The following is a 26,894-nucleotide window of genomic DNA, read 5'->3' as shown; positions in this document are numbered from 1 at the left end:
GCGCAGACCGACCGAAAGATGCTCGAGGCGAGGCACACCATGGACGCTCCGACCACCACGTCGGCCGACAACGGCACTTCTGGCGGCGGGGGCGGCTGGTTCACACCCCGCAAGAATCCGACGACGACGCCGGACAGCGACGCCGGAACCGCAGACAAGCCGGCAGAAGTGCGACGACCGGCCGCGATACGCCCGGTGGGCAGGCCCGGAGCCGCCCCGGCAGCAGCACCGGCCGACGACATCCCCGCGGCCCCCGACGGTGCGAGCGCTCCCGCGGCCCCCGACGATGGGAGCACCCCCGCGGTCTCGGGCCTTGCCACCGGCACGATGCCGGGCACCGGACATGGTCCCGTGCCGACAGCGCTCACCCCGACGCCCTTCGCCTCCACCATGGCTCCGCCGACGCCCACGACTGCCGCCGAGGAGCGTGTTCCCGCCCAGCGGCTCGCCCCGACGCCGCCCGCGGAAGAAGTCACCCCGGTGTCGGCCGAAGCAGGCTCCCCCGACGCCATCCTCATTCGACGCGCCATGGCCGAGGTCGCCCCGGTGTCCGACAAGGTGACGTCGTACTTCTACGCCCTGCTCTTCGTCCGCCACCCCGATCTGCGGTCGCTGTTCCCGGCCTCGATGGACACCCAGCGGGACCGGCTGCTCAGAGCGCTGCTCACGGCCGCCGAGCACATCGACAACAAGGACGTCCTCGTCGGATACCTGCAGAACCTCGGCCGGGGCCACCGGAAGTACGGCACCCGGCCCGAGCACTACCCGGCCGTCGGCGAGTGCCTGATCGGCGCGCTGAGCAAGTACGCCGCCGGGGTCTGGAACCCGGAGATGGAGGCGGCCTGGGTCCGGGCCTACACCACGATCTCCCAGGTCATGATCGACGCGGCGGCAGCGGACGAACTGCGCGCCCCGGCCTGGTGGTACGCCGAGGTCGTCACGCACGACATGAGAACCCCCGACGTCGCGGTCGTCACCGTCCGCCCCGACCAGCCGTACCCCTTCCTCGCCGGGCAGTACACCAGCGTGGAGACGCCCTGGTGGCCCCGGATCTGGCGGCACTACTCCTTCGCCTCGGCGCCCCGCTCCGACGGGCTGCTGTCCTTCCATGTGAAGGCCGTCCCGGCCGGCTGGGTCTCCAACGCCCTGGTGCACCGCGCCCGCCCCGGCGACATCATCCGGCTCGGCCCGCCCGCGGGTTCCATGACCGTGGACCACACCACCGACAGCGGCCTGCTCTGCGTCGGCGGCGGCACGGGCATAGCGCCCATCAAGGCCCTGGTGGAGGACGTCGCCGAGCATGGTGAACGTCGTTCCGTCGAGGTCTTCTACGGAGCCCGCACCGACCACGACCTGTATGACATCGACACCATGCTCCGCCTCCAGCAGGCCCACCCGTGGCTCGCGGTCAGAGCGATCATCGACCAGCAGGCGCGCCAGCAGCTTCCGGACGCCGTACGTGCCTACGGACCGTGGAACGAGTTCGACGCCTACCTCTCGGGTCCGCCCGGGATGATCCGCAGCGGTGTGCACGCCCTGCGGGACAGCGGCATCCCGTCGGACCGCATACGGCACGACTCCGTCGAGGAACTGGTCGCCGCCGGGAGCTGACCCGCGTTTCGGCCCGGGTCCGGCGTGCGCATCAGCCCAGGTCCGGTGCGTGCATCGCCAAGACGCCCTCGATGTTGCCGTCGAGGTAGTGCCGCAGCGACAGCGGCACGAGATGGACGGAGGCGATCCCGACCCGAGTGAAGGGCACGCGCACGATCTCGTACTCACCGACCGGCGCGTCGACCTCGGGGCCGTGGCGCAGGGACGGGTCAATGGACTCCAGACGGCAGACGAAGAAGTGCTGCACCTTCACGCCGGTCGCGCCGCCGTCCTCCCCGATGTGCTCCATGGTGTCCACAAAACAGGGCACCACATCGGTGATCTTCGCGCCGAGTTCCTCGTACACCTCGCGGTGCAGGGCGTCGACAACGGTCGAGTCGCCGGGCTCGACTCCGCCGCCGGGGGTGACCCAGTAGGGATCGACACCCGGCTTGGTGCGCTTGATCAAGATCAGGTCGGCACCGTCCAGCAGAACGGCGCGGGCGGTGCGCTTGACCACGGGGCGGACGGTCATGAGTGAAATGTGGCCCGGCTGGTTCCACGTGAAACATCGCACGCGTCCCTGCTCCCGCGCGGCCTCAGCACCAGTCGTCCGAAGCCTGCTGCAACCACTCGTGAGCCCGCGCGATATGCGGCATAGCGAGCGTCCCGGTGCGGACCACGAGGAAGTACGTGCGCAGCGGCGGCACGGCCGGCTCGTACAGGGCGATGACCTCGCCTCGCTCCAGCGCCGCCGCGCAGAGGTAGCGGGGCAGCACCGCCAGGCCCGCCCCCGCGACGGCGCAGGCCAGGACCGCGCGCAGGTCGGGGACGATCACGGTGCCCGGGACCGCCGGGGGTGAGTCGAAGACGGAGGCCCAGTAGCGGGAGACGAACGGCAGTGACTCGTGCACCTCCACCACGGGCATCTTTTCGAGGGCCGGTTCCGGCCCGCGGTCCGGCCTGCCGGTGCCGAGCTGTTCGGCCCAGCGCGGGGCGGCGACCAGGACGTGTTCCTCGTCGCAGAGCGCAGTCGCCGTGAGCAGGGCGCCGCGCGGCTGGGCGGTGCTGATGGCCAGATCATGATGTCCGGCGGACAGCCCCTCCAGTGTTTCCTCGGCGTTCCCGAAGGACGCGCGCAAGGCAAAGCCCTGGCCGTCCTCGCCGGTCAGCTCGGTGAGGGCGGGCAGGGCTCGTTCGGCCGTGAACTCCGGGGGGCCTGCGAGGTGCAGCGTCCGTAAGGAGGAGTCTTCGTCGAGGCCGGTCTCGGTGATCTCCACCAGGGCGTCGAGATGGGGCGCGGCCTTGTGGGCGAGCTCGTCGCCGATGCTCGTCGGGGTCACGCCTCGGGCCTGCCGCAGGAACAGGGGGCGGCCCAGCTGCCGCTCCAGCGTCCGTATCTGCGAGGTGACGGCGGGTTGCGAGAGCCCGAGCAGAGCGGCGGCGCGGGTGAATGAGCCGGCCCGGTGCACGGTCACGAAGGTCCGCAGCAAGGCCAGATCCACCGCACACACTCCCTCTTCGGCCCCCGATCCGGCCCCCCGGCCGCGCTCAACTATAAATAAGTCGATAGGTCTCTGTCGCTACTGTGATTGGACACTGACAGAGAGTCAACTAGCCTTGGTCGCGCGGTTCTTGCGCGCGGAACCGGGGGACGGTCCGAGCCACGAGGGGGGAGGCTCGGACCGTCCGTGACGATGATCAGGCGGCCGACGCGTCCAGTGCCCGCAGCACATCCGCCACCAGGTCCTCCGGGTCCTCGGCGCCGACCGACAGGCGGATGAAGCCCTCCGGCACCGCGTCCCCGCCCCAGCGTCCACGCCGTTCGGCGGTGGACCGCACCCCGCCGAAGCTCGTCGCGTCGTCCACGAGACGCAGCGCGTCCAGGAAGCGGTCGGCGACCTCGCGCGTGGGCAGGGTGAACGACACCACGCATCCGAAGCGCCGCATCTGGCGCGCGGCGATCTCGTGCGAGGGGTCGCCGGGCAGCCCCGGGTATCGCACCCCCGTCACCTCGGGCCGCTCGCGCAGCGCCTCGGCGACCGACAGCGCCGTCGCGCTCTGCCGGTCGACCCGCATCTGGAGCGTCGCGATGGAACGGTGCGCGAGCCAGGCCTCCATGGGCCCGGGGATCGCCCCGACGATCTTGCGCCAGCGACGCACGGCGGCCATGGCCTCGGCGTTCCGGCCGACGACATAGCCCAGGAGCACGTCACCGTGACCGGTGAGCTGCTTGGTGCCGCTGGCCACCGCGAAGTCGGCGCCGAGCGCCAGCGGACGCTGGCCGAGCGGGGTCGCGAGGGTGTTGTCGACGGCCACCAGGGCACCACGCGCGTGTGCCGCCTCGGCGAGCCGCCTGATGTCGCACACGTCGAGCCCGGGGTTCGAGGGGGTCTCGATCCACAGCAGCCGTGCGCCGTCGAGGACGTCCAGCTGGGCGTCACCGCCCGTCGGCGCGGTGCGCACCTCGATGCCGTACGCCTCCAGCTGGGCCCGGAGCAGCGGCAGCGCCTGGTAACCGTCGTCGGGCAGGACGCACACGTCGCCGGTGCTCAGCTGGGAGAAGAGCACTGCCGAGATCGCGGCCATGCCGGAGGCGAACACGAGCGTCTCGGCACCGTCCTCGCCGGGTGCCTCCAGCTCGCCGACGGCGCGTTCCAGCAGCGTCCAGGTCGGGTTCTCGTCGCGGCCGTAGGTGTAGGGGCCGGTCGGGTCGCCCGGCAGGTGGAAGTGAGCGGCGAACACGGGGCCGGGCAGCGTCGGCTCGTGCTTGACCGGCTCGGGCAGCCCGGCCCGTACCGCACGCGTGCCGTCCCCGGCGCCTGCGGCCGACGACGGGCCCACGACACCCGTCACCTCGGCTGCGGTACCGCCGGCCTCGCTGACGGCACTCGCCGTCCCGCCCGCGTCACCCTTCGCGGAATCGCTCATGCCGCCTGTCCCTCCACCTTCTCGCGCACTGCGGCGAGCAGACCGACGCTCGCCGCCTCCACCATCTCAAGACACTCCTCGAAGCCGCCGATGCCCCCGTAGTAGGGGTCCGGTACGTCGAGGTCGTCGTCGCCCGTGGCGGGGTCGTACGAGCGCAGCAGCCGCACCTTCTCGGCGTCCTGCTCCGTGGGCGCGAGCCGGCGCAGGGCACCGAGATGGCCGGAGTCGAGGGCGACCACCAGGTCGAGGCGGGAGAACCAGGACGACCGGAACTGCCGGGCCGTGTGGTCACCGGCGTAGCCGTTGTCCTCCAGGACGGCCACCGTACGCGGGTCGGCTCCGTCGCCCTGGTGCCAGCCGCCCGTGCCGGCGCTGTCGACCTCCACCAGCTCGTCGAGACCGGCCTCCGCCACTCGCGCGCGGAAGACGATCTCGGCCATCGGGGAACGGCAGATGTTGCCCGTGCAGACGAAGCAGACCCGGTACGTCATGGCCGCTCAGTCCCCGTCGGGCAGCACGACGTGCAGCGCCCAGGAGACGACCGAGATGATCAGGCCGCCCACGACGGCGGTCCAGAAGCCCTCCACGTGGAAGCTCAGGTCGAGCTTGTCCGCCAGCCACGACGTGAGCAGCAGCATCAGCGCGTTGACGACCAGGGTGAACAGACCGAGCGTCAATATCAGCAGCGGCAGGCTGAGAAGCTTGACGAGCGGCTTGACCAGGAAGTTCACCAGGCCGAAGAGCAGCGCCACGATGATCAGGGTGCCGAATTCCCTGGCCTTGTTGTCACCGGTCAGGGTGATCTTGTCGAGCAGCCACACGGCGACCGCCAGGGCGCCCGCGTTGGCGATCGTCTTGACTACGAAATTCTTCATGTGTCTGATCGTGGCAGACCTGATCGGACGCGGGCACAAGAGGCAGGGGCGGACAAGGCGATGAAGGCATTCCGGCTGGATGAACTGGAGGCGGAGCGTGCCGCCAACGAGGGCGCCTACCTGCAGTTTCTGCGGGAGCAGAACATGTCGGTCGGTCTGTACGCCCTCGACGCGGGCGAGCAGGATCCACAGAAGCCGCACAATCAGGACGAGGTCTACTTCATCGTGAGCGGCCGTGCGGCGATCACCGTCGGTCTGGAGACGACCCAGGTGGCGCGCGGCAGCGTGGTCTACGTGCCCGCGGGCGTCGCCCACAAGTTCCACCACATCACCGAGGACCTGAGGGTGCTGGTCGTCTTCTCTCCGCCCGAGAGGTGACGGACCGCCTCAGGGTTCCCTAGGGGTTCGGTCAGGGGAGGACAAGGGGCGCGAGGCCCCCGTTCGACCCCCTCCCGGACCTAGCATCGAGTGCAGGACATCAGAGATCCAGAAGGACCGACGGGACCCGGCACTCGAACGGGCGGAGAGGTAAGGACGAGGGCGATGCGAGAGATCTTCACGGGACTGCCGTGGTGGGTGAAGTGGATCGCGGTGCCGGTCATCGCCCTGGTCGTGTTCGGTGGGCTGATCGCCAGCGTGGTCGGGTTCGTCATCGGACTGCTCTTCAAGGTGCTGGTTTTCGTGGCACTGGTCGGCGGCCTGATCTACGTCGTACGGAAGTTCACATCGAGTTCTTCGTCGCGCAGCGACTGGTGAGACGCGTGGGAAACCGGTGGGGGTAGCGGGAAACGCCTGGAATCACCGGTTCCCTCGGGCGGGGGAAGTTTCCCGGCGGGGCGGTCTGCACGCGGTGGCAGACGAATAGAGTCCGGAACTCGACGCGGGGACTTCCCCGCGAGCGGCATTCACCCCCACCCGTGTTCCTCCGCACGGGCTGCCCCCTCGCGCTTCGGGAGAGCCCCTTGGTCCCGGCTGACACCGCCCCCGTCCACCTCCGCACGGTCCCCGCGCAACCACGCTCGGCGGCACCTTCAGGGCCACCGCCCGCCTCCGCGGCACCGTCAGGACCACCTCCCGCCTCCGCCGCGGCACCGCCTGCGCCGACTCTCATCGGATCCGTGCAGCGCGCGATGCGCCTGCTGGAGACCGTCGCCGGGCACGAGTACGGCGCCCCCGCCAAGCAACTGGCCCGCGAGACCGGGCTGGCGCTGCCCACGACCTACCACCTGCTGCGCACGCTCGTGCACGAGGGCTATCTGCGCCGGGACAAGGGCCTGTTCTTCCTCGGAGCGGCCGCCGAGCGGCTGAGCAGCAGCGGAGCGCGGCAGAAACGTCGCACCACGGTCGTCGACGCGCTCGCCCACTGGCGGGACGTCCTGGGCGTGCCCGTGTACTACGCGGTCTACCGCGAGGGGGAGATCGAGGTCATGTGCGTCTCGGACACTCCGGGCATCCCGGCCGTCGAGGAGTGGGCCGATTTCCGGGAGACCGGACACGCGCACGCCGTCGGCCAGTGCCTGCTCTCCCAGTTGGACGAGGAAGCCCGCCGGGACCACCTCGACCGCTACCCGGTGCAGCCCCTCACGCCGTACACGGTGCGCGACAACCACGCCCTGCTCCGGCGCCTGGAGCGGATCCGGCGGATGGAACCGGTGACCGAGCGTCAGGAGTACGCCCTGGGCACGGTCTGCGCCGCGATTCCGCTCACGCTGGGCACCACGGCAGCGACGATGGCCATCTCACTCCCCGCACACCAGGCCGATCGGTTGCTGCCCGCGGCCCGGCAGTTGCAGGCCGAGATCGGGTCGCTGCTCGGCTCGCTCGCGCTCTGTATCAGTATGTGAAAACTCACTCCTTGTGATCTGCTGTGTACGTTCAGCAAGATTCCACCAAGTGTCAGAGGTTCGTTCCCGGCCAGTCACGGCGAATGACGGGGTTATCGATGCGCGAGTCCGTACAAGCAGAGGTCATGATGAGCTTTCTCGTGTCCGAGGAGCTCTCCTTCCGCATTCCGGTGGAGCTGCGCTATGAGTCCAGTGATCCCTATGCCGTCAGGCTGACGTTCCATTTGCCCGGCGATGCTCCGGTTACCTGGGCTTTCGGGCGGGAGTTGCTGATCGACGGTGTGGGCCGGCCGTGCGGGGAGGGCGATGTGCGGGTCACGCCCGTCGACCCCGATGCGCTGGGCGAGGTGTTGATCAGGCTTCAGGTGGGCAGTGACCAGGCGTTGTTCCGGTCGTCGACGGCACCGCTCATCGCCTTCCTCGACCGTACGGACAAGCTGGTGCCGCTGGGGCAGGAGGGTTCGCTCGCCGATTTCGACGCGCATCTCGACGAGGCGCTGGACCGCATCCTCGCCGAGCAGGGCGCTGGTTGAGACATGAGCCCGGCGGCGCGGTGGAGTAACGCTTCACCGGATGCCGCCGAGCTGTGCAGGAACGCTTCTTCCTGCGATCTTCGTATGACCGGGCGATCTTCTCGCGAGCCGGGCGGCGAAGGACGGGGGCGCCTCCCTCGGCTCAGGGACATCAGCGCTTGCGGCGTCGGCCCCTCCCGGCGCGCGCGGGGGCGGCAGCGGCCTCCACCGCCGGTCCCGTGCCGGGGCGGTCGGCGGAGACCATCAGGGCCGCCAGAGCCGTCGTGACCGGCACCGAGGCGACCAGGCCGATCGAGCCGACCAGCGTGCGCACGATCTCCTCCGCGACCAGTTCGCTGTTGGCGACCGTCCCCACGCTGCTCTGCGCGATCGAGAACAGCAGCAGCAGCGGCAGGGCGGCACCCGCGTAGGCGAGGACGAGAGTGTTCACGACCGAGGCGATGTGGTCGCGGCCGATCCGGATGCCCGCGCGGTAGAGCCCGCGCCAGCCCATCGAGGGGTTGGCCTCGTGCAGCTCCCAGACCGCAGAGGTCTGGGTGACCGTCACGTCGTCGAGCACGCCCAGCGAGCCGATGATGACGCCGGCGAGCAGCAGACCGCTCATGTCGATCGTCGGATAGAGGCCGTGGATCAGACCGGTGTTGTCGTCGGTGTTGCCGGTCAGGGCAGCCCAGTCGATGAACACCGAGCCGAGAATGCCGATCAGCAGCAGCGAGATCAGGGTGCCCAGTACGGCCACCGATGTCCGGGCGGACAGGCCGTGGCACAGGTACAGCGCGATGAGCATGATGGCGCTGGCCCCCACCACGGCCACGACCAGCGGGTTCGAACCCTGGAGGATCGCGGGGAGGATGAAGAAGTTCAGCACCATGAAACTGATCGCCAGCGCGACCAGTGCCATGACACCCCGCAGCCGTCCGACGACCACGACGGCGATCGCGAAGATACCGGCCAGCAGCCCCATGGGCAGACGGCGGTTGATGTCGGTGACCGAGTACTGCAGGTCCTTCGGCGCCGAGGGCTCGTAGGCGACCACGACCTCCTGGCCCTCGCTCAGCTGGCGGGACTGGTCGGGCTGGACGATCTCGGTGAACGTACGGCCCTTGTCATCGCCGCTGTCGACCCGGATCGTCGCGCGCTTGCAGTCGCCCTTCTCCTGCTGCACCGCGGAGGAACCCTCGGCGGTGGAGGTGTCGCCGGTCGGCGGGACGCCCGAAGCGCCGGCCTCCTTGCAGCTCACCTCGACCACCTTGGTGACCGTGGCGTCCTGAGTCTGCCGGTCGAATCCGACGCCGGTGCGCTCGTGCGACGGAGCGCCACCCGGCCACAGCACGGCCAGACCGACCAGGACCGCCGCGGCGAACGGGATCAGGATCGCCGCGATGACCTTGCGCAGATGCCGGGAGACGGGCGCGGCCGGACCGTGGTTGTGGCTGTGGGAGTGCCCGTGCCCACCGCCCGGGGCGGGACCAGGGCCGTGACCGCGTCCGCCGCCCCCACCGTGTCCGTCGCCGCCGCCGCCCCCGCCGTGCCCGTGTCCGTCGTCCCCGCCGTGCCCGTAACCGCCGCCCCCACCGTGCCCGTCTGCGGGGCCGCCAAAGCCACCGTGACCACCGGTAGGACCGGCACCCTGGCCGCCGCCGAAGTCCGGCCCGTACGCACCACCGGAGCCGGAGCCGGAGCCGGAGCCGGAGCCGGAGCCCGGGCCGAGGCCCGCGTCACGCCCGTACCCGAGCCCGGGGCGCTGCCCCGCGGTCGGCCCGTGCCCGGCCGGGGCGGCGAAATCGCGGCCGTCACCAGGGCCGCCGTCACGGCCGTCACCACGGCCGCCGTCACGGCCGCCACCAGGGCCGCCGTCACGGCCGTCAGGATGGCCGCCACCACGGCCGTTGCCGTTTCCGGCGCCGGATCCGCGGGGCGGTTCGGGCGGTGGGTAGGGGGGACGCTGCGTCGTGGTCACCGCCCGATCATCGCAAGAACGAGGGGGGCCCTCTGTTCACCGCGCCAGAATTGCCGCTAGCGTGGTGGCACCTTTTGTACACGCGGGAGCTCGGAGCACCGGGCTGAGAGGGCGCTGACCTCCGTCCCAGCGATGTTTCACATGAAACATCGCCGGATTCGAGTGATGTTTCACACGAGACGTCGCCGGACGGACACCGCTGCGTCGACCGCCGAACCTGTTACCGGGTAATGCCGGCGTAGGGAGTAGGTCTCATGACCAGCAAGGACGCACGCACGCCTGCCTCCGTTCAGGACGAGAAGTCCGAGGAGGCCGGGAAGTCCATCGGCTGGCACAAGGCGTATGTCGAGGGCACCCGCCCCGACCTGCGCGTGCCGGTCCGTCAGGTGCACCTCACCAACGGCCAATCGGTCACGCTGTACGACACGTCGGGCCCGTACACCGATCCGCTCGTCGACACCGACGTCCGCAGGGGCCTGCCGCCGCTGCGCGAGAACTGGATCATCGCCCGCGGCGACACCGAGGAGTACGCGGGCCGCCCCGTCCGCCCCGAGGACGACGGCATCAAGCACACCTCACCCCGGGGCGGCCTCCGCAACCTGGACGCGGTCTTCCCCGGCCGGCCGCGTCAGCCGCGCCGCGGCAGGAACGGCGAGGCGGTCACGCAGCTCGCGTACGCCCGCCGCGGCGAGATCACGCCCGAGATGGAGTACGTCGCCATCCGGGAGGACGTGGCGCCGGAGGTCGTGCGGGACGAGATCGCCGCGGGCCGGGCCGTGCTGCCGGCCAACGTCAACCACCCGGAGATCGAGCCGATGATCATCGGCAAGCGGTTCCTGGTGAAGGTCAACGCCAACATCGGCAACTCGGCGGTGACGTCCTCCATCGAGGAGGAGGTCGAGAAGATGACCTGGGCGACCCGCTGGGGCGCCGACACGGTCATGGACCTGTCCACCGGACGCAACATCCACACCACGCGCGAGTGGGTGCTGCGCAATTCCCCCGTCCCCATCGGCACGGTGCCGCTCTACCAGGCCCTGGAGAAGGTCGACGGTCGGGCGGAGGAGCTGACCTGGGAGATCTACAAGGACACGGTCATCGAACAGGCCGAGCAGGGCGTGGACTACATGACGGTCCACGCAGGTGTGCGCCTGGCGTACGTGCCGCTGACGGCGAACCGCAAGACCGGCATCGTCTCCCGCGGCGGCTCGATCATGGCCGCGTGGTGCCTCGCGCACCACAAGGAGTCGTTCCTGTACGAGAACTTCGAGGAGCTCTGCGAGATCCTCGCCGCCTACGACGTCACCTACTCGCTCGGGGACGGCCTGCGGCCGGGATCGATCGCGGACGCCAACGACGAGGCGCAGTTCGCGGAACTGCGCACCCTCGGGGAACTCAACCGGATCGCGAAGCGTTTTAACGTACAGACCATGATCGAGGGCCCGGGCCACGTCCCGATGCACAAGATCAAGGAGAACATCGACCTTCAGCAGGAGATCTGCGATGAAGCTCCGTTCTATACGCTCGGCCCGCTGACCACCGACGTCGCCCCGGCGTACGACCACATCACCTCCGGCATCGGTGCCGCGATGATCGCCTGGTGGGGCACGGCGATGCTCTGCTACGTCACGCCCAAGGAGCACCTGGGCCTGCCGAACCGCGACGACGTCAAGACCGGCGTCATCACCTACAAGATCGCCGCCCACGCCGCCGACCTCGCCAAGGGACACCCAGGTGCGCAGGAGTGGGACGACGCGCTGTCCGACGCCCGTTTCGAGTTCCGGTGGGAAGACCAGTTCAACCTGGCCCTCGACCCGGACACGGCACGGGAGTTCCACGACGAGACCCTGCCCGCGGAGCCGGCCAAGACGGCTCACTTCTGCTCGATGTGCGGTCCCAAGTTCTGCAGCATGAAGATCTCGCAGGACATCCGTCGTGAACACGGCGGCACACGGACCGAGATCGAGGAGGGCATGGCCCAGAAGTCGAAGGAGTTCGCGGCGAGCGGGAACCGGGTCTATCTGCCGCTGGCGGATTAGCCGGAGCCGTGTGGGACGGCCCACGGCTCGTGCAGTCGTGGGCCGTTCTGTCCGCCCGTAGGGCACGAATCTGCCTACGTGCTCAACGGCGGTCCTAGCGCGAGCTGAGGAACTCGATTGTCCGCTGGGTCAGGAGCTTGGCGGCCTCCGGGTCGTGGGACGGCAGCGAAGTGTCGGCGAACAGGTGCTGGTCTCCGGGGTACAGGAACATCTCCGCGTCAGCACAGTCAGAGACGAGCGCGCGGGCAGCGTCGATGTCCTCAGCGAACAACGGATCAGCTTCCTTCGCATGCACCTGCACCGGAACACTGTCAGGCCATGGCGCGCCGAACTCCGAGACGGGGATGCAGGCGTGGAACAGGAGCGCGCCCCGCGCGCCCGCCCGCGTCTGCGCAAGCTTCTGGGCGGGCAGCGCCCCGAGTGAGAAGCCGACGTAAACGACGTTCTGCGGCAGGTGCTCGGCCGCACGGACGCCGCGCTCGGTGATCTCGGCGAAGCCGATCTGCTCGACGTAGCCCATGCCCTCCTCAAGGGAGCCGAACGTTCGCCCATCGAAGAAATCGGGCGTGTGGACGGTGTGGCCGGCCGCGCGGAGTTCGTCGGCGAATGCGGCGACTCCGGGTGTCAGCCCCTGCGAGTGATGGAACAGTACGACCTCTGCCATGTCCGAACCCCTTGGTTGTGGATAGCGAATGATCGTCGGAGCAGCCGCCGCCGATGAGGTACGCCGCAGCCCAGACGTCCCAGCGGTACAGAGCGTCGTGCACCTCATCGAACCGTTCGACGTACTCAAGGATTTCCTGCGGAGGGTGACCGGCGAGTAGTTCCACCAGGGCCTCGTCGAACGGCACGCCAGAGATGGCGGCCGACGAACGCGCGGACTCGATGATGTTCCAGAACCGGTCAGTGTTCATGGTGGTGCACTGTGCCATCCGCGTACGACAACGAGACGGCGCGACTCCGGCCTGGACTCGTCCAGTCTGAAGATCTCGCAGGACATCCGCCGTGAACACGGCGGCACACGGACCGAGATCGAGGAGGGCATGGCCCTGAAGTCGAAGGAGTTCGCGGCGAGCGGGAGCCGCGTGTACCTGCCCATCGCGGATTGACCCATCGCGGACTGATCCGCCCGCGCACAGGCCCGGGGGCCTTTGGTCCCCGGCCTGTGGGGCCCTGGGCCCTTTACTCCGGCTGGTGCTCCGGCCCGCCGAAGTCCGGGCTGCTGTAGTCCGGGCTGCTGAAGCTGGGGCGCGAGCCGCGGTCGCCCTCGTCCGGGCTGGTGAACCCCGGGCGGTCGTAGCCGAGGTGGGGCATGCGGCTGACCGGTGTCGACGACGGCGTGTGGTGCAGCGCGGCGGCCGCGCCGGGATCGGTGAGAGCCTCCCGCAGGAAGGGCAGGATGCCGCGCTCCAGCAGGGCCTCGTGCCAGGCCTCCTTGGCCATGGCCAGCTCGCCCCGCAGTTCGCCGTTCGACCCGCCTTCGGCCGTGGGCTTGTTGCGCAGGGCGGTCAGCAGCAGCCCCACGGCGGCGACGAGGATCGCGACCGCGGTCACGGCGCCGAACACCCAGCCCGTGGTGAGCATGGTCCGGGCGAACACCTGCTCGGGGTTGAGCATCCGCAGGATGTAACCGACGAGCAGGAAGATCGCCGCGGCCGTTCCGGCCAGGACGGGTGCGAGCACGGCGACGACGGCTACGGCGCCCGCGCCGGCGGTCTCGGCGACCCCTCCCATGGTCGTGGCGAGCCCCGACGCGCCCGTACCCGGCTCGGAGGACCCGGCTTCCCGCAGGATCGGTGAGCCGGCCGACGCCGGTTGACGCAGTTCGTCGCGGACCTTGACGTAGTGCTGGTACTCGGTCGACGCGGCCGCCGTGATGAGCGCGGTGGCGTTCAGCGCCATGGTGCGCAGCTGTTCGGAGTTGAGGCGCTGTCCTACTGCGGCCAGTTCCGGACGGTGTGGTGCGGAGCGCAGCGCCTCATCGAGGATCCGCTCGTATTCCTGGCGGTCCTCGCTCAGCAGGTGCTGCGGAACGCTGTTCATGTGCATCCCCCGATGCTCCGTAGGGCTTGGGGCTCGGCATGCTGACGAGCCGTCGGGCAGAAACGGAGGGGAGCCTGCTACGGATAAGCCGATGGTAGAGCGGTGACGGTATGCGGTGACAGGGGGTTTACCGAAATTGGCCCTTCACCGGCCCGGTCCTCCGACCGGGAGCACCTGCCCAGTGAACGTTCACGTATCCAGCGGCAGTTGCTGGACCAGCAGCTTTCCGGCCATGGTCACGCCGCCGTCCATGGCGATGGCGAGTCCGTCGGCGTAGACGTGCGGTCCCTCGATCACGGGGTCGCGGTTGTCCTCGTCGTCCTCGGAGCCGACCTCGCCGAGCAGATACGGAATCGGGCTGTGTCCGTGAACGATGCGGGTGCCGCCGTACGTATCGAGCAGGGAGCGCACGGCGTCGGCGCCGCCCTCGTCACGGAAGGAGAAGCGCTTGGTGAACTTGCGGAACAGGTCCCAGACCTCGTCCGCGTCGTTGCGGGTGATGGTCTCGCGGACGGTGTCGTTGACCTCTTCGATGGAGCGGCCGTAGTCGAGGTAGGCGGTGGTGTCGGAGTGGACGAGCAGGTGGCCGTCGACCTCCTCGACGGCGTCCAGGCGGGACATCCACTGCAGGTGGTGGTCCTGGAGGCGGTCCATGTCGGTCTTCTGGCCGCCGTTGAGCAGCCAGGCCGCCTGGAAGGTGGCGGTGCCCGCGCCGGAGTTGACGGGGGTGTCGCCGAACCGCTTCGCGCCCAGCAGCAGCAGCTCGTGGTTGCCCATGAGTGCCTTGCAGTAGCCGCCGGCCGCGGCGGCCTCGGCGGACAGCCGCATCACGAGGTCGATGACGCCGATGCCGTCGGGGCCGCGGTCGGTGAAGTCGCCGAGGAACCACAGCCGGGCGGTGCCCGCGCACCAGTTGCCGGCGGCGTCGAGCAGGCCCTTCTCCTGGAGGGCCGCCACCAGCTGGTCGAGGTAGCCGTGCACGTCGCCCACGACGTACAGCGGGCCCTGTCCGGTGGAGGCCTGCGGGGCGGCGGCGGTCTCGGGGTCCACGGTCACCTGGACAGTGTCACCCCGGTTGACGACGGGAAGGTCGCGCTGGGTCGGCGTGTACCCCTCGGGGTAGGTCTCCTCGGGCGGCGGGGCGACCTCGCCGGGGTGGACGCTGTGGACGTGCGGACCGGCCTCGTGGACGTACGCGGGCACCCGGAAGTCGCGCAACGTCGCCGTCCGCTCCACCTCGGGTCCCTGACCGGCCCCCTGAGTCATCGACCCCTCCACCATCGCGCCGCATTGCACCGCATCGGACTGCCTGGTCGTAGCGGCCCGCGGGTGTCGTGGGCCCATCATAGGAATGCGGATCGCGCCATGTGATGACCCAGGGGTGGTGAATCAGAGCAAGAGTCCAGTTCACCGCGGCTTTCGCCCCGATTGGGCCGGGCTTTGACCACCGTGTGACCGTCCTCGCGTCTCTTCTCTTCGCGAGAACGATCCTTTCTCTCCGGGGGACCGGCCCTGTTTCTCCCCAGGAGTGCGACCTTCCGTCGACCCGGGTGCGGGGCTTACGTCCCCTCGGGTGAACGCGGCGGGCTGACCGTCGTGCGCGGCGGGCGTCGCTGGGACGAGGTGCGCACGATCAGCTCCGTCGGTATCACCTGCTCCACCGGGTGGTCGGAGTCCACTCCCTCGATGGCGTCGATGAGGAGCTGGACCACCGCCGTGCCGATGCGGCGCGGCTTCAGGGAGAGCGTGGTGATGGGCGGCTCGGTGTTGGCGTAGACCGTGGACTCGCTGCAGCAGACCAGCAGCAGGTCCTCGGGGACGCGCAGGCCGTAGCGGCGGGCGGCGGCGAGCAGGTCGGTGCCGTTCGGGTCGAACAGTCCGTAGACCGCGTCGGGCCGGTCGGGGCGGGCGAGGAGCCGGTCGGCGGCGACGGCGCCCGCGCACGGATCGTGCGCCGGGTAGGCCTCGTACACCGGATCCTGGCCGACCCGCTCGCACCAGCGCAGATACGCGGTGGTCGACAGGTGGGTGTACGTGTCCGTGCTGGTGCCGGTGAGCAGGCCGATACGGCGGGCGCCGGCGTCGGCCAGGTGGTCGAGGATGCCGAGGACGGCGGCCTCGTGGTCGTTGTCGACCCAGGCCGTGACCGGCAGCGCGCCGGCCGGGCGGCCGTCGGAGACGACGGGCAGCCCCTGCCGGACGAGTTCGCTGACGACCGGGTCCTGGTCGGAGGGGTCGATGACGACCGTGCCGTCCAGGGCGACGTTCGACCACACGTCGTGGCGGGACGTCGCGGGCAGGATGACGAGGGCGTAGCCGCGGGCGAGCGCGGCGGAGGTGGCGGCTCGCGCCATCTCGGCGAAGTACGCGAACTCCGTGAAGGTGAAAGGTTCATCCCCGTACGTGGTCACGGTCAGGCCGATGAGTCCCGACTTGCCGGTACGGAGGGTCCGGGCCGCGGCCGAGGGCCGGTAGCCCAGCCGGTCGGCGACTTCCCGGACGTGGCGCCGGGTGGCGTCCGGGAGCCGCCCCTTGCCGTTGAGGGCGTCGGAGACGGTCGTGATGGAGACTCCGGCGGCGGCGGCCACGTCTCTGATGCCGGCCCGACCCGGCCGACTGCCTCGTCGTGAGGTTTCCGCGCGGCTCACCTGGTGCTTCCCTGCTGCTGTCATGGCGAGCCGATAGTAGGGCTCATGCGGTGGGGTAGTGCGGACGCATATGCGCGCGTTGACAGGCACGTTTCTGCATGATCATTTAACCTCAATTGCCTGCGGAACAAAGGGTGTTGAGCGCTCTCAAGCCAGTACGTGACTTGTCTGCGCGTGCGGGCCTGCCGAGGGGGCGATGTTGCGAAGAGGTCTCAACTCACCTGCACGGGGGATGCGCGCCACGGCGTGCACCACCGGCGCGTAGATATATGTGCAGCGCGCCCCCGGATTCGTACGCCTTGGTGTGGCGATGCCCCTGATGCCGCTGGGGCGGACGAGGCCGGAGCCGGTCGCTCGGTCGTGGCTATACGCAGCGGCGCTGAATCCTCATAAGGTGAGCAGTATTGGATGTCGGCGGCGGTCATGGGCCGCCGGTCTTCACGAGGAGGACTGCGGTGAGCGAGACGAGCCCCAAGCTGCGCGCCGAGCTGGAGGGGATCCCCACCTACAAGCCGGGCAAGCCCGCCGCGGCAGGTGGGCCGGTGGCCTACAAGCTGTCCTCCAACGAGAACCCGTATCCGCCGCTGCCGGGCGTGCTGGAGAGCGTGACGGCGGCGGCCGGCAACTTCAACCGCTACCCGGACATGGCCTGCACAGGGCTGATGAACGAGCTGTCCGAGCGATTCGGGGTGCCTCTCTCCCACCTGGCCACCGGCACCGGTTCGGTCGGTGTCGCGCAGCAGCTGATCCAGGCCACCGCGGGCCCGGGCGACGAGGTCATGTACGCCTGGCGGTCTTTCGAGGCGTACCCGATCATCACGCAGGTCAGCGGCGCGACGTCGGTCCAGGTACCGCTGACGCCCGGGGACGTGCACGATCTCGACGCGATGGCCGACGCGATCACCGACCGCACGCGGCTGATCTTCGTCTGCAACCCCAACAACCCGACCGGCACGGTGGTGCGGCGGGCGGAGCTGGAGCGTTTCCTCGACCGGGTGCCGAGCGATGTGCTGGTGGTCCTCGACGAGGCCTACCGCGAGTTCATCCGTGACCCCGAGGTGCCGGACGGCTGCGAGATCTACCGCGAGCGGCCCAACGTCTGCGTCCTGCGGACCTTCTCCAAGGCGTACGGCCTCGCCGGCCTGCGTGTCGGTTTCGCCATCGCCCACGAGCCGGTGGCCGCGGCGCTGCGCAAGACGGCGGTGCCGTTCGGCGTGAGCCAGCTCGCGCAGGAGGCGGCGATCGCCTCACTGCGGGCCGAGGACGAACTGTTCGGCCGGGTCGGCTCGCTGGTGTGCGAGCGCACGCGCGTGGTCGACGGGCTGCGCTCGCAGGGCTGGACGGTGCCCGAGACCCAGGCCAACTTCGTGTGGCTGCGGCTGGGGGAGCGCACGGTCGCGTTCGCGCAGGCGTGCGAGCAGGCAGGTGTGGTGATCCGGCCGTTCCCGGGCGAGGGTGTGCGGGTGACGGTCGGAGAGGCCGAGGCGAACGACATCTTCCTGAAGGTGTCGGAAGGGTTCCGTAAGGAGCTGTAACTCTCGTTTCCGAGAGCCGGATCAGGCGTGCAGGAGTTCCACGCGTACGGGGTCGCCGTCCCGCACGGTCGCGAGCAGGCCGGGGTCGCCGTCGAGGTGGCCCAGGACATTGCACGGGCCCGCGAGGCGGCACTCGTCGCCCCGTGAGATCGGCGTGGGCCCGTAGGGGAGGGCGAGGGCATCGCCGTCGGTCCAGAAGACGACGGTGCCCGGCTCGACGACCTCGCGAGCGCCTGTTTCACGTGAAACCGACACCCCCGTGTCGAAGTAGACCTCCGCGCCCCAGGTGCGGGCGGTGGAGACCAGGGGCAGCGCCTTGACCAGCGCCTGACTGGTCGGAGTGTCGTCGAGCGACGCGTCGAGATGGCCCGCGGGCCAGGAGATCCGTAGCTGTGTCGATGTCGGTGTCTGCATGCCACTGATTCAACAATATGTTGAAGTTCGAGCCAAGAGACCGACTGTGACGGGGCAGACAGGGGACCCCCTCCAGGGCTCGAATGTCCGTGCTGCATAATGGCTTGTGAATGTGAACGCTTTCACAAGCGTATGTAAGGAGCGGAGACGTGGACCTGGCTCTGGCGCCGGAGACCCTGGCCCGATGGCAGTTCGGCATCACCACCGTCTACCACTTTCTGTTCGTCCCCCTGACGATCTCGCTGGCCGCTCTGACGGCCGGTCTGCAGACGGCCTGGGTGCGCACGGAGAAGGAGAAATACCTCCGGGCGACGAAGTTCTGGGGCAAGCTCTTCCTGATCAACATCGCGATGGGCGTGGTAACCGGCATCGTCCAGGAGTTCCAGTTCGGCATGAACTGGTCCGACTACTCGCGCTTCGTCGGTGACGTCTTCGGTGCCCCGCTGGCCTTCGAGGCCCTGATGGCCTTCTTCTTCGAGTCGACCTTCATCGGTCTGTGGATCTTCGGCTGGGACAAGCTGCCGAAGAAGATCCACCTGGCCTGTATATGGATGGTCTCGATCGGCACGCTGCTGTCGGCGTACTTCATCCTGGCCGCCAACTCCTGGATGCAGCACCCGGTCGGCTACCGCATCAACGAGACCAAGGGGCGGGCCGAGCTCACCGACTTCTGGCTGGTGCTGACCCAGAACACCACGCTCAACCAGGTGTTCCACAGCTTCTCGGCGGCCTTCCTGACCGGCGGCGCCTTCATGGTGGGCATCGCCGCCTTCCACCTGCTGCGCAAGAAGCACATCCCCGTCATGCGGACTTCCCTCCGGCTCGGCCTCGTCACCGTCGCCGTCGGCGGCCTGCTCACCGCGGTCAGCGGGGACACCCTGGGCAAGGTCATGTACGAGCAGCAGCCGATGAAGATGGCCGCCGCCGAGGCACTGTGGGACGGCGAGAAGCCCGCGCCCTTCTCGGTGTTCGCGTACGGGGACGTCGACAAGGGCCACAACAAGGTCGCCCTGGAGATCCCCGGACTGCTCTCCTTCCTGGCCCACAGCGACTTCGAGTCCTACGTGCCGGGCATCAACGACACCAACAAGGCGCTCCAGGAGAAGTTCGGCCCCGGTGACTACAAGCCCATCGTCCCCGTCGCCTACTGGGGCTTCCGCTGGATGATCGGCTTCGGCATGGCGTCGTTCTCCATCGGCCTGCTCGGACTGTGGCTCACCCGCAAGAAGTTCCTGCTGCCGGCCGCCTGGCGCACCGGCGACGACGAGGTGCCGCACCTGGTGCTCTTCCGGAAGCCGCTGCAGCCGCGTCTCACCCGCCTGTATTGGCTGGTGGCGGTCTGGACGACGGCCTTCCCGCTGATCGCCAACGCCTGGGGCTGGATCTTCACCGAGATGGGCCGCCAGCCGTGGGTCGTCTACGGCCTGTTCCAGACGCGTGACGCGGTCTCCCCCGGCGTCTCCCAGGCCGAGGTTCTCACCTCGATGATCGTCTTCACGACGCTGTACGCGATCCTCGCCGTGATCGAGGTCAAGCTGCTCGTGAAGTACGTCAAGGCCGGGCCGCCCGAGCTCACCGAGGCCGACCTCAACCCGCCCACGAAGATCGGCGGCGACTCCCGTGACGCCGACAAGCCGATGGCCTTCTCGTACTAGGCCGAGGGAGCTGCACAGTCATGGAACTGCACGACGTCTGGTTCGTCCTGATCGCCGTCCTGTGGACCGGCTACTTCTTCCTGGAGGGCTTCGACTTCGGGGTGGGGGTGCTCACCAAACTGCTCGCCCGCAACCGGCCCGAGAAGCGGGTGCTGATCAACACCATCGGACCCGTCTGGGACGGCAACGAGGTGTGGCTGCTCTCGGCGGGCGGCGCGACCTTCGCCGCCTTCCCCGAGTGGTACGCCACGCTCTTCTCCGGCTTCTACCTGCCCCTGCTGCTCATCCTGGTCTGTCTGATCGTCCGGGGTGTGGCCTTCGAGTACCGGGTGAAGCGGCCCGAGGAGAGCTGGCAGCGCAACTGGGAGACGGCGATCTTCTGGGCCTCCCTGCTGCCCGCGTTCCTGTGGGGCGTGGCCTTCGCCAACATCGTGCGGGGGGTGAAGATCGACCAGGACTTCAACTACGCAGGCGGAGTCCTGGATCTGCTCAACCCGTACGCGCTGCTGGGCGGTCTGGTCACGCTCTCGCTGTTCACCTTCCACGGGACGGTGTTCGTCGGGCTCAAGACCGTCGGGGAGATCCGGGAGCGGGCACGGAGGCTGGCGCTGCGCGTCGGGCTGGTGACCGCCCTGCTGGCGCTCGCCTTCCTGCTGTGGACGCAGTCCGACCGGGGTGATGGTGCGTCGCTCGTGGCCATGGTCGTGGCCGTGGCCTCGCTCCTCGTGGCCCTGGTCGCGGCCCGGGCCGGGCGCGAGGGCTGGGCGTTCGCCCTGTCGGGACTCACCATCGTGGCCGCGGTGGCGATGCTCTTCCTGACGCTCTTCCCGAACGTCATGCCGTCGACCCTGAACCCCGACTGGAACCTGACGGTCACCAACGCCTCGTCCAGCCCGTACACGCTGAAGATCATGACGTGGTGTGCCGGGATCGCCACCCCGGTCGTGCTGCTCTACCAGGGCTGGACGTACTGGGTGTTCCGCAAGCGGATCGGCACACAGCACATAGCCGAGACCGTGCACTGAGGTGTGTTTCACGTGAAACCAATCGATCCGCGTCTGCTCCGGTACGCCCGCGCCACCCGGGTCTTCCTGGTGGCGGTCGTGGCCCTGGGGGCCGTAGGGGCGGGGCTGGTCATCGCGCAGGCGATGCTCATCGCCGAAGTGGTGGCGGGGGCGTTCCAGCACCGCATGGCGGTGGCCGAACTCGGCACTCCCCTGCTGCTGTTGGCCGCCGTCGCTGTCGGACGGGCGCTGGTCGGCTGGCTCACCGAGCTCGCCGCACACCGGGCGAGCGCGGCCGTGAAGTCCGAGCTGCGAGGGCGACTGCTGGAGCGTTCCGCCGAGCTGGGGCCGGGGTGGCTGAGCGGGCAGCGCACCGGTTCGCTGGTCGCCCTGGCCACCCGGGGAGTCGACGCCCTCGACGACTACTTCTCGCGGTACCTGCCGCAGTTGGGTCTCGCGGTGGTCGTGCCGGTGGCCGTGCTGGCGCGGATCGTCACCGAGGACTGGGTGTCGGCGGCCATCATCGTGGGCACGCTGCCGCTCATCCCGGTCTTCATGGTGCTGATCGGCTGGGCGACCCAGTCCCGGATGGACCGTCAGTGGCGGTTGCTGTCGCGGCTGTCCGGGCACTTCCTGGACGTCGTCGCCGGGCTGCCGACGCTCAAGGTCTTCGGGCGGGCCAAGGCGCAGGCCGAGTCCATCCGGCGCATCACCGGCGCATACCGGCAGGCGACCATGCGGACGCTGCGGATCGCCTTCATCTCCTCCTTCGCCCTGGAACTGCTCGCGACGATCTCGGTGGCGCTGGTCGCCGTAACGATCGGCATGCGCCTGGTGCACGGTGAGATGGACCTGTACACCGGCCTCGTCATCCTGGTCCTCGCGCCCGAGGCGTATCTGCCGCTGCGGCAGGTCGGGGCGCAGTACCACGCGGCGGCGGAGGGGCTCGCCGCAGCCGAGGAGATCTTCGAGGTCCTGGAGACACCCGCCCCGGCGTCCGGCTCGAAGGCCGTGACCGACGGTGCGCTGTCGTTCGAGGGCGTGAGCGTCCGGTACCCGGGGCGATCGACGGACGCCGTCTCGAATGTGTCCTTCAGCGTCGAGCCGGGGGAGACCGTCGCGCTGGTGGGCCCGAGCGGCGCCGGCAAATCGACGCTGCTGAGCGTCCTGCTGGGGTTTCAGCGACCGGCCGCGGGGCGGGTGCGGATCGGGGAGACCGACCTCGTCGACGCCGACCTCGGGCAGTGGCGCTCCCGGATCGCGTGGGTGCCGCAGCGCCCGCATCTGTTTGCCGGGACCATCGCCGAGAACGTACGGCTGGCGCGGCCCGGCGCCGACGACGACTCGGTACGCCGGGCGCTGCGGGACGCCGGGGCGCTGGACTTCGTCGACGCGCTGCCCGAAGGCCCTGATACCGCGCTCGGTGAGGACGGCGCGGGCCTGTCCGCCGGTCAGCGGCAGCGGCTCGCGCTGGCCAGGGCGTTCCTCGCGGACCGGCCCGTGCTGCTGCTCGACGAGCCGACGGCGGCGCTGGACGGCGCCACCGAGGCCGAGGTCGTGGCCGCGGTACGGCGCCTCGCGGCCGGCCGGACGGTCCTGCTGGTGGTGCACCGGCCGGCGCTGCTGGAGGTCGCGGACCGGGTGGTGCGGCTGGAGGAGCCCGGGACCACTGCTGCCCTGGCGGTGGCGCCCGCCGTGGCCCGGGGATCCGGAACACGGTCCGACGAGGTCGAGCCGCTCGCCCCGGCCGAGTCCGTCGACGAACCGGCTTCCGGCGATGTCCTGGCACGCGTCCGTGCCATGTCCGGCGCCCGGCGCGGACGCCTGGGACTCGCGCTGCTGCTCGGGAGCCTGGCGCTGGGGAGTGCCGTGGGGCTCATGGCCACCTCCGGGTGGCTGATCTCCAGGGCCTCGCAGCACCCGCCCGTGCTGTACCTGATGATGGCCGTCACCGCGACGCGGGCCTTCGGGATCGGGCGGGCCGTGTTCCGCTACGCCGAGCGGCTGGTGTCGCACGACGCCGTGCTGCGGATGCTGGCGGACACCCGGGTCGCGGTGTTCCGCAGGCTGGAGCGGCTGGCGCCGGCCGGGCTGCGCCGGGTCCGCCGGGGTGATCTGCTCTCCCGGCTGGTCGCGGACGTGGACGCGCTCCAGGACTACTGGCTGCGGTGGCTGCTGCCGGCCGGGGCGGCCGTCGTCGTGTCGGCGGCGTCGGTCGGCTTCACGGCGTGGCTGCTGCCCGAGGCCGGGGCGGTACTCGCGGCCGGGCTCCTGGCGGCTGGGGTCGGCGTGCCGCTGATCACCGGCGCGGTGGCCCGGCGGGCCGAGCACAAGCTGGCACCCGCGCGCGGTGCGCTCGCGACGCGGGTGACCGACCTGCTCACCGGCACCGCGGAACTGACCGTCGCCGGGGCGCTGCCCGAGCGGACCGCCCGGACACGCGAGGCCGACGGGGTACTCACCCGGCTCGCCTCGCGCGCCGCCACCGCCACGGCCCTCGGCGACGGCCTCACCGCACTGATCTCCGGACTGACCGTCGCGGCAGCCGCCCTGGCCGGTGCCCAGGCCGTCGTCGTCGGGCGGCTCGACGGCGTGACCATGGCCGTCGTCGTCCTCACCCCGCTCGCCGCCTTCGAGGCCGTGCTCGGGCTGCCGCTCGCCGTGCAGTACCGGCAGCGAGTGCGCCGGAGCGCGGAGCGGGTCTACGAAGTGCTGGACGCCCCGGAACCCGTGCGGGAGCCGGAGCGGCCCCGGCAGGCGCCCGCGTCGCCGTTCCCACTGGTCGTCTCGGGGCTGACCGCCCGGCACGCCGGGCAGGACCGGGACGCGCTCGCCGGGCTCGACCTGACCTTCGAGAAGGGCCGCCGGGTCGCCGTGGTCGGCCCGTCCGGCTCCGGCAAGACCACGCTGGCGCAGGTGCTGCTGCGGTTCCTGGACGCCCAGGGGGGCTCGTACACGCTGGCGGGCGTGGACGCGTACGGGCTGAGCGGTGACGACGTGAGGAGCCTCGTCGGGCTCTGCGCGCAGGACGCGCACCTCTTCGACAGCTCGCTGCGCGAGAACCTGCTGCTCGCCCGGAAGGACGCTGACGAGGAGCACCTGCGCGCCGCACTGGGTCGCGCCCGGCTGCTGGACTGGGCCGACAGCCTGCCCGACGGGCTCGACACGCTCGTCGGCGAGCACGGGGCACGGCTGTCCGGAGGGCAGCGGCAGCGGCTGGCGCTGGCCCGTGCGCTCCTCGCCGACTTTCCCGTCCTGGTGCTCGACGAGCCCGCCGAACACCTGGACCTGCCGACCGCCGACGCCCTCACCGCCGATCTGCTGGCCGCCACCACGGGCCGGACGACGCTGCTCATCACGCACCGGCTGGCGGGCCTCGAAGCGGTCGATGAGGTGATCGTGCTGGACGAGGGACGCGTGGTGCAGCGCGGACCGTACGCCGAGCTGCTGGCGGCGGACGGACCGCTGCGGGGCATGGCGGAACGGGAGGCGGCGGCGGAGTCGCTGGTGGGGGCGCGGTAGACCGTCGAAGCCTGGTGCCCCGGCCTCAGAGCCCGGTTTTGGTGCCCCGGTCCTCGGCACCCGCCTCTCGGCACCCGGTCCTCGGCACCCGGTCCTCGGCACCCGCCTCTCGGCACCCGGTCCTCGGCACCCCGGCTCTCGGCACCCCGGCACTCAGCACCATGACCTCAGACCTTGACCTCAGACCTTGACCTCGGCACTGGGCCGTTCGGCGCAGCCGGTCCCCCGGGCGTACGACGTGAACAGGACCGGGCCGTCGGTGCTGGGTGACGATCGCTGACATGTGCTCATATCGCCGTCATCGGCTGCTCGTTCCGGTTCTGTTGTGCGCGCTGGCCGTGCTCGCGGCCCGGCCGACGGCGGCCGGCAAGGACCCGGGCAGCGACACCGGCACCGGCATCGGCCCGGCCACCGGCCTCAGCGCCGAGGTCGTGCGGCTGTACGAAGAGGCCGCGGTGGCGACGCAGCAGTACGAAGCCGGGCGCAAAGAGGCCGACGACCAACGGGCCGAGGCCCAGCGTGCGGAGGCCCTCCTGGACGCGCAGCGGCGGCACATCGCGGCCCTGCACGAGGACCTGGGCCGGATCGCGCGGGCGCAGTACCGCAGCAGCGGTGGCCTGCCGGTGGCCGCCCACATGATCCTGGCCGACAGCCCCGATGGCCTGATGCGAGGTCAGCACGCCTTCTCACAGGCGGATCTCGCGGTGAACAACGCGATCTCCAAGAACAAGCGGGCCGAAGCCCGGCTCGCGGCGGACGAGGCCAAGGCCGCCGCCGAGTGGCAGGAACTGGAGAAGCGCAACGCCCAACTCGCCGCTCTCAAGGCGGACATCGAACAGAAGCTGGAGACGGCCCGCTCGGAACTACAGGGCCAGGCGGACGCGGCGGTCGCCGCCGGGGCGTGCCGCGGCGCCGTCCGGCTGGACCAGCCGGAGACGGGCTTCACCGACGGCGACTGGGTCGCGCCGGTCGAGACGTACGAGCTGTCGGCGTCCTACGGCAGTGGCGGCGCACGGTGGTCGAACCGGCACACCGGGCAGGATTTCGCGGTTCCGATCGGCACTCCGGTGCGCGCGGTGGGGGCGGGCCGGGTCGTGAAGGTGTCCTGCGGCGGCCCCTTCGGCATGGAGATCGTGCTCAAGCACGCGGGCGGCTACTACACGCAGTACGCCCATCTCGCTTCCCTCGCGGTCGACCAGGGGGAGCGCGTCAGTCCCGGGCAGTGGATCGGCCAGTCGGGCACCACGGGTAACTCCACCGGGCCGCACCTGCACTTCGAGGCCCGGGTCACGCCGGAGTCGGGCTCGGCGGTGAATCCGGTGTCATGGCTGTCGGCACGCGGGGTGTCCCTGTGAGACACCCCGGCATCCGAGACACCCCCGCCCCTGCGGCTACGGCAGTTCCGTCAGCAACCGCTCGATCACGACGGCCACACCGTCGTCGTTGTTCGCGACCGTCCGGCCCGAGGCAGCGGCGATCACGTCCGGGTGCGCGTTGCCCATCGCGTACGACCGGCCCGCCCAGGTCAGCATCTCCACGTCGTTCGGCATGTCACCGAAGGCCACGACCTGCTCGTGCGAGATGCCGCGCTCGGCGCAGCACAGGGCGAGGGTGCTGGCCTTCGACACCCCGGGGCCGCTGATCTCGAGCAGGGCGCTCGGGCTGGAGCGGGTGACGTTGGCACGGTCGCCGATGGCGATGCGGGCCGTGGTCAGGAAGGCGTCGGGGTCGATCTCGGGGTGGTAGGCGAGGATCTTCAGCACCGGCTCGGCTGCGGCCGGGTGGTCCGGGCCCAGCAGCTCCTCGGCCGGGGCGAGGCTGTCCGGTATCTCCATGTGGAGCTTCGGGTACGCCGGCTCCTGGTAGAAGCCGTAGGTCTGCTCCACCGCGTACACCGTGCCCGGCGCCGCGTCGCGCAGCAGCCGTACGGCGTCCAGGGCGTTCTCCCGGGCGAGCTCCCGCACCTTCACGAACCGGTGGGCGCCGGGGCCGCCGTGCAGGTCGACCACGGCGGCGCCGTTGCCGCAGATCGCCAGGCCGTGGCCGTGCACATGGTCGCTGACGACGTTCATCCAGCGGGCCGGGCGGCCTGTGACGAAGAAGACCTCGACGCCCGCCTCCTCGGCGGCGGCCAGCGCGGCGACCGTGCGCGGTGACACCGACTTGTCGTCGCGCAGCAGGGTGCCGTCGAGGTCGGTGGCGATCAGCCGCGGGGGGAGGGTCTCGGCCGCGGTCTCGGGCTGTCGGGTCGCTGAGGTCACCCGGCCATTGTCCCGCACATGCCTGCACGGGCGTGCAGGG

Annotated in this window: 24 protein-coding genes, 1 pseudogene and 1 riboswitch; of the genes and pseudogenes, 12 read left to right on the top strand and 13 right to left on the bottom strand. The window is 70.3% G+C overall.

The annotated features are described in order from the left end of the window. Positions 1 to 39 precede the first annotated feature (39 nt). On the top strand, positions 40 to 1,611 hold the full coding sequence (locus tag ACFZDE_RS18475) for a globin domain-containing protein (RefSeq protein WP_391200772.1): 1,572 nt from the start codon (positions 40 to 42) through the stop codon (positions 1,609 to 1,611). Between the two features lie 31 nt (positions 1,612 to 1,642). Here the strand turns inward: ACFZDE_RS18475 and ACFZDE_RS18470 are convergent, their stop codons facing one another. The 5 genes from ACFZDE_RS18470 to ACFZDE_RS18450 form a co-directional block, all read right to left on the bottom strand. Further along, positions 1,643 to 2,125, bottom strand: coding sequence for an NUDIX domain-containing protein (locus ACFZDE_RS18470; RefSeq protein WP_391200769.1), 483 nt, complete (start codon positions 2,123 to 2,125; stop codon positions 1,643 to 1,645). A gap of 64 nt (positions 2,126 to 2,189) precedes the next feature. Then, positions 2,190 to 3,095: a LysR substrate-binding domain-containing protein gene (locus ACFZDE_RS18465; RefSeq protein ID WP_391200767.1), complete on the bottom strand. Its 906-nt coding sequence runs from the start codon at positions 3,093 to 3,095 to the stop codon at positions 2,190 to 2,192. Between the two features lie 196 nt (positions 3,096 to 3,291). Beyond that, complete coding sequence (locus tag ACFZDE_RS18460) at positions 3,292 to 4,521, bottom strand: cystathionine gamma-lyase (RefSeq protein ID WP_391200765.1); 1,230 nt, start codon at positions 4,519 to 4,521, stop codon at positions 3,292 to 3,294. Beyond that, on the bottom strand, positions 4,518 to 5,012 hold the full coding sequence (locus ACFZDE_RS18455; RefSeq protein ID WP_391200762.1) for a low molecular weight protein-tyrosine-phosphatase: 495 nt from the start codon (positions 5,010 to 5,012) through the stop codon (positions 4,518 to 4,520). The genes ACFZDE_RS18460 and ACFZDE_RS18455 overlap by 4 nt, the downstream gene beginning before the upstream one ends. A 6-nt stretch (positions 5,013 to 5,018) precedes the next feature. Further along, positions 5,019 to 5,396 (bottom strand): phage holin family protein, encoded by a 378-nt coding sequence (locus ACFZDE_RS18450; protein WP_390998424.1) that lies wholly within the window; start codon positions 5,394 to 5,396, stop codon positions 5,019 to 5,021. A gap of 60 nt (positions 5,397 to 5,456) precedes the next feature. Here ACFZDE_RS18450 and ACFZDE_RS18445 point away from each other — a divergent pair, with 60 nt between their 5' ends. The 4 genes from ACFZDE_RS18445 to ACFZDE_RS18430 all read left to right on the top strand — a co-directional run bounded on the left by ACFZDE_RS18445 (position 5,457) and on the right by ACFZDE_RS18430 (position 7,773). Further along, a complete protein-coding gene (locus tag ACFZDE_RS18445) occupies positions 5,457 to 5,774 on the top strand; it encodes a cupin domain-containing protein (protein WP_221754281.1) in 318 nt (105 codons plus the stop codon). A gap of 165 nt (positions 5,775 to 5,939) precedes the next feature. After that, positions 5,940 to 6,152: a DUF5326 family protein gene (locus ACFZDE_RS18440; RefSeq protein WP_020271174.1), complete on the top strand. Its 213-nt coding sequence runs from the start codon at positions 5,940 to 5,942 to the stop codon at positions 6,150 to 6,152. Positions 6,153 to 6,514: 362 nt separating this feature from the next. Further along, positions 6,515 to 7,240: an IclR family transcriptional regulator C-terminal domain-containing protein gene (locus ACFZDE_RS18435; protein ID WP_391200759.1), complete on the top strand. Its 726-nt coding sequence runs from the start codon at positions 6,515 to 6,517 to the stop codon at positions 7,238 to 7,240. 98 nt (positions 7,241 to 7,338) lie between these two features. Then, positions 7,339 to 7,773 carry an SsgA family sporulation/cell division regulator gene (locus tag ACFZDE_RS18430; protein WP_390998418.1) on the top strand — a complete coding sequence of 145 codons (435 nt, stop codon included), beginning with the start codon at positions 7,339 to 7,341 and terminating at the stop codon, positions 7,771 to 7,773. 151 nt (positions 7,774 to 7,924) lie between these two features. Here ACFZDE_RS18430 and ACFZDE_RS18425 read toward each other — a convergent pair whose 3' ends face one another. Beyond that, entirely contained in the window at positions 7,925 to 9,733 is a 1,809-nt protein-coding gene (locus tag ACFZDE_RS18425; RefSeq protein WP_391200757.1) for a YibE/F family protein, read from the bottom strand. Positions 9,734 to 9,805: 72 nt separating this feature from the next. Next, a riboswitch (TPP riboswitch) is annotated at positions 9,806 to 9,995 on the top strand. Here ACFZDE_RS18425 and thiC point away from each other — a divergent pair. Beyond that, complete coding sequence (gene thiC / locus ACFZDE_RS18420; RefSeq protein WP_391200755.1) at positions 9,988 to 11,772, top strand: phosphomethylpyrimidine synthase ThiC; 1,785 nt, start codon at positions 9,988 to 9,990, stop codon at positions 11,770 to 11,772. Its footprint overlaps the riboswitch before it by 8 nt. A 94-nt stretch (positions 11,773 to 11,866) precedes the next feature. On the opposite strand, the gene ACFZDE_RS18415 is transcribed toward thiC, so the two are convergent. Then, on the bottom strand, positions 11,867 to 12,400 hold the full coding sequence (locus ACFZDE_RS18415) for a dienelactone hydrolase family protein (protein WP_391201357.1): 534 nt from the start codon (positions 12,398 to 12,400) through the stop codon (positions 11,867 to 11,869). Continuing rightward, positions 12,300 to 12,686, bottom strand: coding sequence for a DUF4240 domain-containing protein (locus ACFZDE_RS18410; RefSeq protein ID WP_391200753.1), 387 nt, complete (start codon positions 12,684 to 12,686; stop codon positions 12,300 to 12,302). Before ACFZDE_RS18410 ends, ACFZDE_RS18415 begins: the two co-directional genes overlap by 101 nt. Before the next feature lie 63 nt (positions 12,687 to 12,749). Here ACFZDE_RS18410 and ACFZDE_RS18405 point away from each other — a divergent pair. Continuing rightward, a pseudogene (locus ACFZDE_RS18405) lies at positions 12,750 to 12,881 on the top strand (thiamine biosynthesis protein ThiC); the annotation flags it as partial. Between the two features lie 73 nt (positions 12,882 to 12,954). Here ACFZDE_RS18405 and ACFZDE_RS18400 read toward each other — a convergent pair. From ACFZDE_RS18400 to ACFZDE_RS18390, 3 genes are all read right to left on the bottom strand, one after another. Continuing rightward, on the bottom strand, positions 12,955 to 13,821 hold the full coding sequence (locus ACFZDE_RS18400; RefSeq protein WP_391200751.1) for a hypothetical protein: 867 nt from the start codon (positions 13,819 to 13,821) through the stop codon (positions 12,955 to 12,957). 183 nt (positions 13,822 to 14,004) lie between these two features. After that, on the bottom strand, positions 14,005 to 15,096 hold the full coding sequence (locus ACFZDE_RS18395) for a metallophosphoesterase (RefSeq protein WP_390998407.1): 1,092 nt from the start codon (positions 15,094 to 15,096) through the stop codon (positions 14,005 to 14,007). Between the two features lie 278 nt (positions 15,097 to 15,374). After that, a complete protein-coding gene (locus ACFZDE_RS18390; RefSeq protein WP_190900722.1) occupies positions 15,375 to 16,487 on the bottom strand; it encodes a LacI family DNA-binding transcriptional regulator in 1,113 nt (370 codons plus the stop codon). 431 nt (positions 16,488 to 16,918) lie between these two features. Between ACFZDE_RS18390 and hisC the strand changes: the two genes are divergently transcribed. Continuing rightward, the gene (gene hisC / locus ACFZDE_RS18385) at positions 16,919 to 17,998 is read left to right on the top strand and encodes a histidinol-phosphate transaminase (RefSeq protein ID WP_391200748.1); all 1,080 of its coding nucleotides are present in this window, start codon (positions 16,919 to 16,921) and stop codon (positions 17,996 to 17,998) included. Positions 17,999 to 18,019: 21 nt separating this feature from the next. Here hisC and ACFZDE_RS18380 read toward each other — a convergent pair whose 3' ends face one another. Next, positions 18,020 to 18,412 (bottom strand): cyclophilin-like fold protein, encoded by a 393-nt coding sequence (locus tag ACFZDE_RS18380; protein WP_390998401.1) that lies wholly within the window; start codon positions 18,410 to 18,412, stop codon positions 18,020 to 18,022. Positions 18,413 to 18,561: 149 nt separating this feature from the next. On the opposite strand from ACFZDE_RS18380, the gene ACFZDE_RS18375 reads away from it, so the two are divergent. The 4 genes from ACFZDE_RS18375 (at position 18,562) to ACFZDE_RS18360 (ending at position 25,948) form a co-directional block, all read left to right on the top strand. Beyond that, positions 18,562 to 20,067, top strand: a complete 1,506-nt coding sequence (locus tag ACFZDE_RS18375; RefSeq protein ID WP_391200746.1) for a cytochrome ubiquinol oxidase subunit I — start codon at positions 18,562 to 18,564, stop codon at positions 20,065 to 20,067. Positions 20,068 to 20,087: 20 nt separating this feature from the next. Continuing rightward, complete coding sequence (cydB, locus tag ACFZDE_RS18370) at positions 20,088 to 21,092, top strand: cytochrome d ubiquinol oxidase subunit II (protein ID WP_390998396.1); 1,005 nt, start codon at positions 20,088 to 20,090, stop codon at positions 21,090 to 21,092. 3 nt (positions 21,093 to 21,095) lie between these two features. Beyond that, on the top strand, positions 21,096 to 24,593 hold the full coding sequence (gene cydD, locus ACFZDE_RS18365) for a thiol reductant ABC exporter subunit CydD (RefSeq protein WP_391200744.1): 3,498 nt from the start codon (positions 21,096 to 21,098) through the stop codon (positions 24,591 to 24,593). Positions 24,594 to 24,874: 281 nt separating this feature from the next. Then, positions 24,875 to 25,948 (top strand): peptidoglycan DD-metalloendopeptidase family protein, encoded by a 1,074-nt coding sequence (locus ACFZDE_RS18360; protein WP_391200742.1) that lies wholly within the window; start codon positions 24,875 to 24,877, stop codon positions 25,946 to 25,948. A gap of 36 nt (positions 25,949 to 25,984) precedes the next feature. On the opposite strand, the gene ACFZDE_RS18355 is transcribed toward ACFZDE_RS18360, so the two are convergent. Then, on the bottom strand, positions 25,985 to 26,872 hold the full coding sequence (locus tag ACFZDE_RS18355; protein ID WP_391200740.1) for an HAD hydrolase family protein: 888 nt from the start codon (positions 26,870 to 26,872) through the stop codon (positions 25,985 to 25,987). Positions 26,873 to 26,894: the final 22 nt, after the last annotated feature.

The sequence above is a fragment of the Streptomyces sp. NPDC007929 genome, from assembly GCF_042959065.1.
Taxonomy (GTDB): domain Bacteria; phylum Actinomycetota; class Actinomycetes; order Streptomycetales; family Streptomycetaceae; genus Streptomyces.
This window is presented reverse-complemented; position numbering and strand designations above follow the sequence as displayed.

Excerpts from the sequence above, each read along its gene's own strand:
- ACFZDE_RS18475 (WP_391200772.1), top strand. The coding sequence starts at position 40 with ATGGACGCTCCGACCACCACGTCGGCCGACAACGGCACTTCTGGCGGC.
- ACFZDE_RS18470 (WP_391200769.1), bottom strand. The coding sequence starts at position 2,125 with ATGACCGTCCGCCCCGTGGTCAAGCGCACCGCCCGCGCCGTTCTGCTG.
- ACFZDE_RS18460 (WP_391200765.1), bottom strand. The coding sequence starts at position 4,521 with ATGAGCGATTCCGCGAAGGGTGACGCGGGCGGGACGGCGAGTGCCGTC.
- ACFZDE_RS18455 (WP_391200762.1), bottom strand. The coding sequence starts at position 5,012 with ATGACGTACCGGGTCTGCTTCGTCTGCACGGGCAACATCTGCCGTTCC.
- ACFZDE_RS18450 (WP_390998424.1), bottom strand. The coding sequence starts at position 5,396 with ATGAAGAATTTCGTAGTCAAGACGATCGCCAACGCGGGCGCCCTGGCG.
- ACFZDE_RS18445 (WP_221754281.1), top strand. The coding sequence starts at position 5,457 with ATGAAGGCATTCCGGCTGGATGAACTGGAGGCGGAGCGTGCCGCCAAC.
- ACFZDE_RS18440 (WP_020271174.1), top strand. The coding sequence starts at position 5,940 with ATGCGAGAGATCTTCACGGGACTGCCGTGGTGGGTGAAGTGGATCGCG.
- ACFZDE_RS18430 (WP_390998418.1), top strand. The coding sequence starts at position 7,339 with ATGCGCGAGTCCGTACAAGCAGAGGTCATGATGAGCTTTCTCGTGTCC.
- thiC (WP_391200755.1), top strand. The coding sequence starts at position 9,988 with ATGACCAGCAAGGACGCACGCACGCCTGCCTCCGTTCAGGACGAGAAG.
- ACFZDE_RS18410 (WP_391200753.1), bottom strand. The coding sequence starts at position 12,686 with ATGAACACTGACCGGTTCTGGAACATCATCGAGTCCGCGCGTTCGTCG.
- ACFZDE_RS18400 (WP_391200751.1), bottom strand. The coding sequence starts at position 13,821 with ATGCACATGAACAGCGTTCCGCAGCACCTGCTGAGCGAGGACCGCCAG.
- ACFZDE_RS18395 (WP_390998407.1), bottom strand. The coding sequence starts at position 15,096 with ATGGTGGAGGGGTCGATGACTCAGGGGGCCGGTCAGGGACCCGAGGTG.
- ACFZDE_RS18390 (WP_190900722.1), bottom strand. The coding sequence starts at position 16,487 with ATGACAGCAGCAGGGAAGCACCAGGTGAGCCGCGCGGAAACCTCACGA.
- ACFZDE_RS18380 (WP_390998401.1), bottom strand. The coding sequence starts at position 18,412 with ATGCAGACACCGACATCGACACAGCTACGGATCTCCTGGCCCGCGGGC.
- cydB (WP_390998396.1), top strand. The coding sequence starts at position 20,088 with ATGGAACTGCACGACGTCTGGTTCGTCCTGATCGCCGTCCTGTGGACC.
- ACFZDE_RS18360 (WP_391200742.1), top strand. The coding sequence starts at position 24,875 with ATGTGCTCATATCGCCGTCATCGGCTGCTCGTTCCGGTTCTGTTGTGC.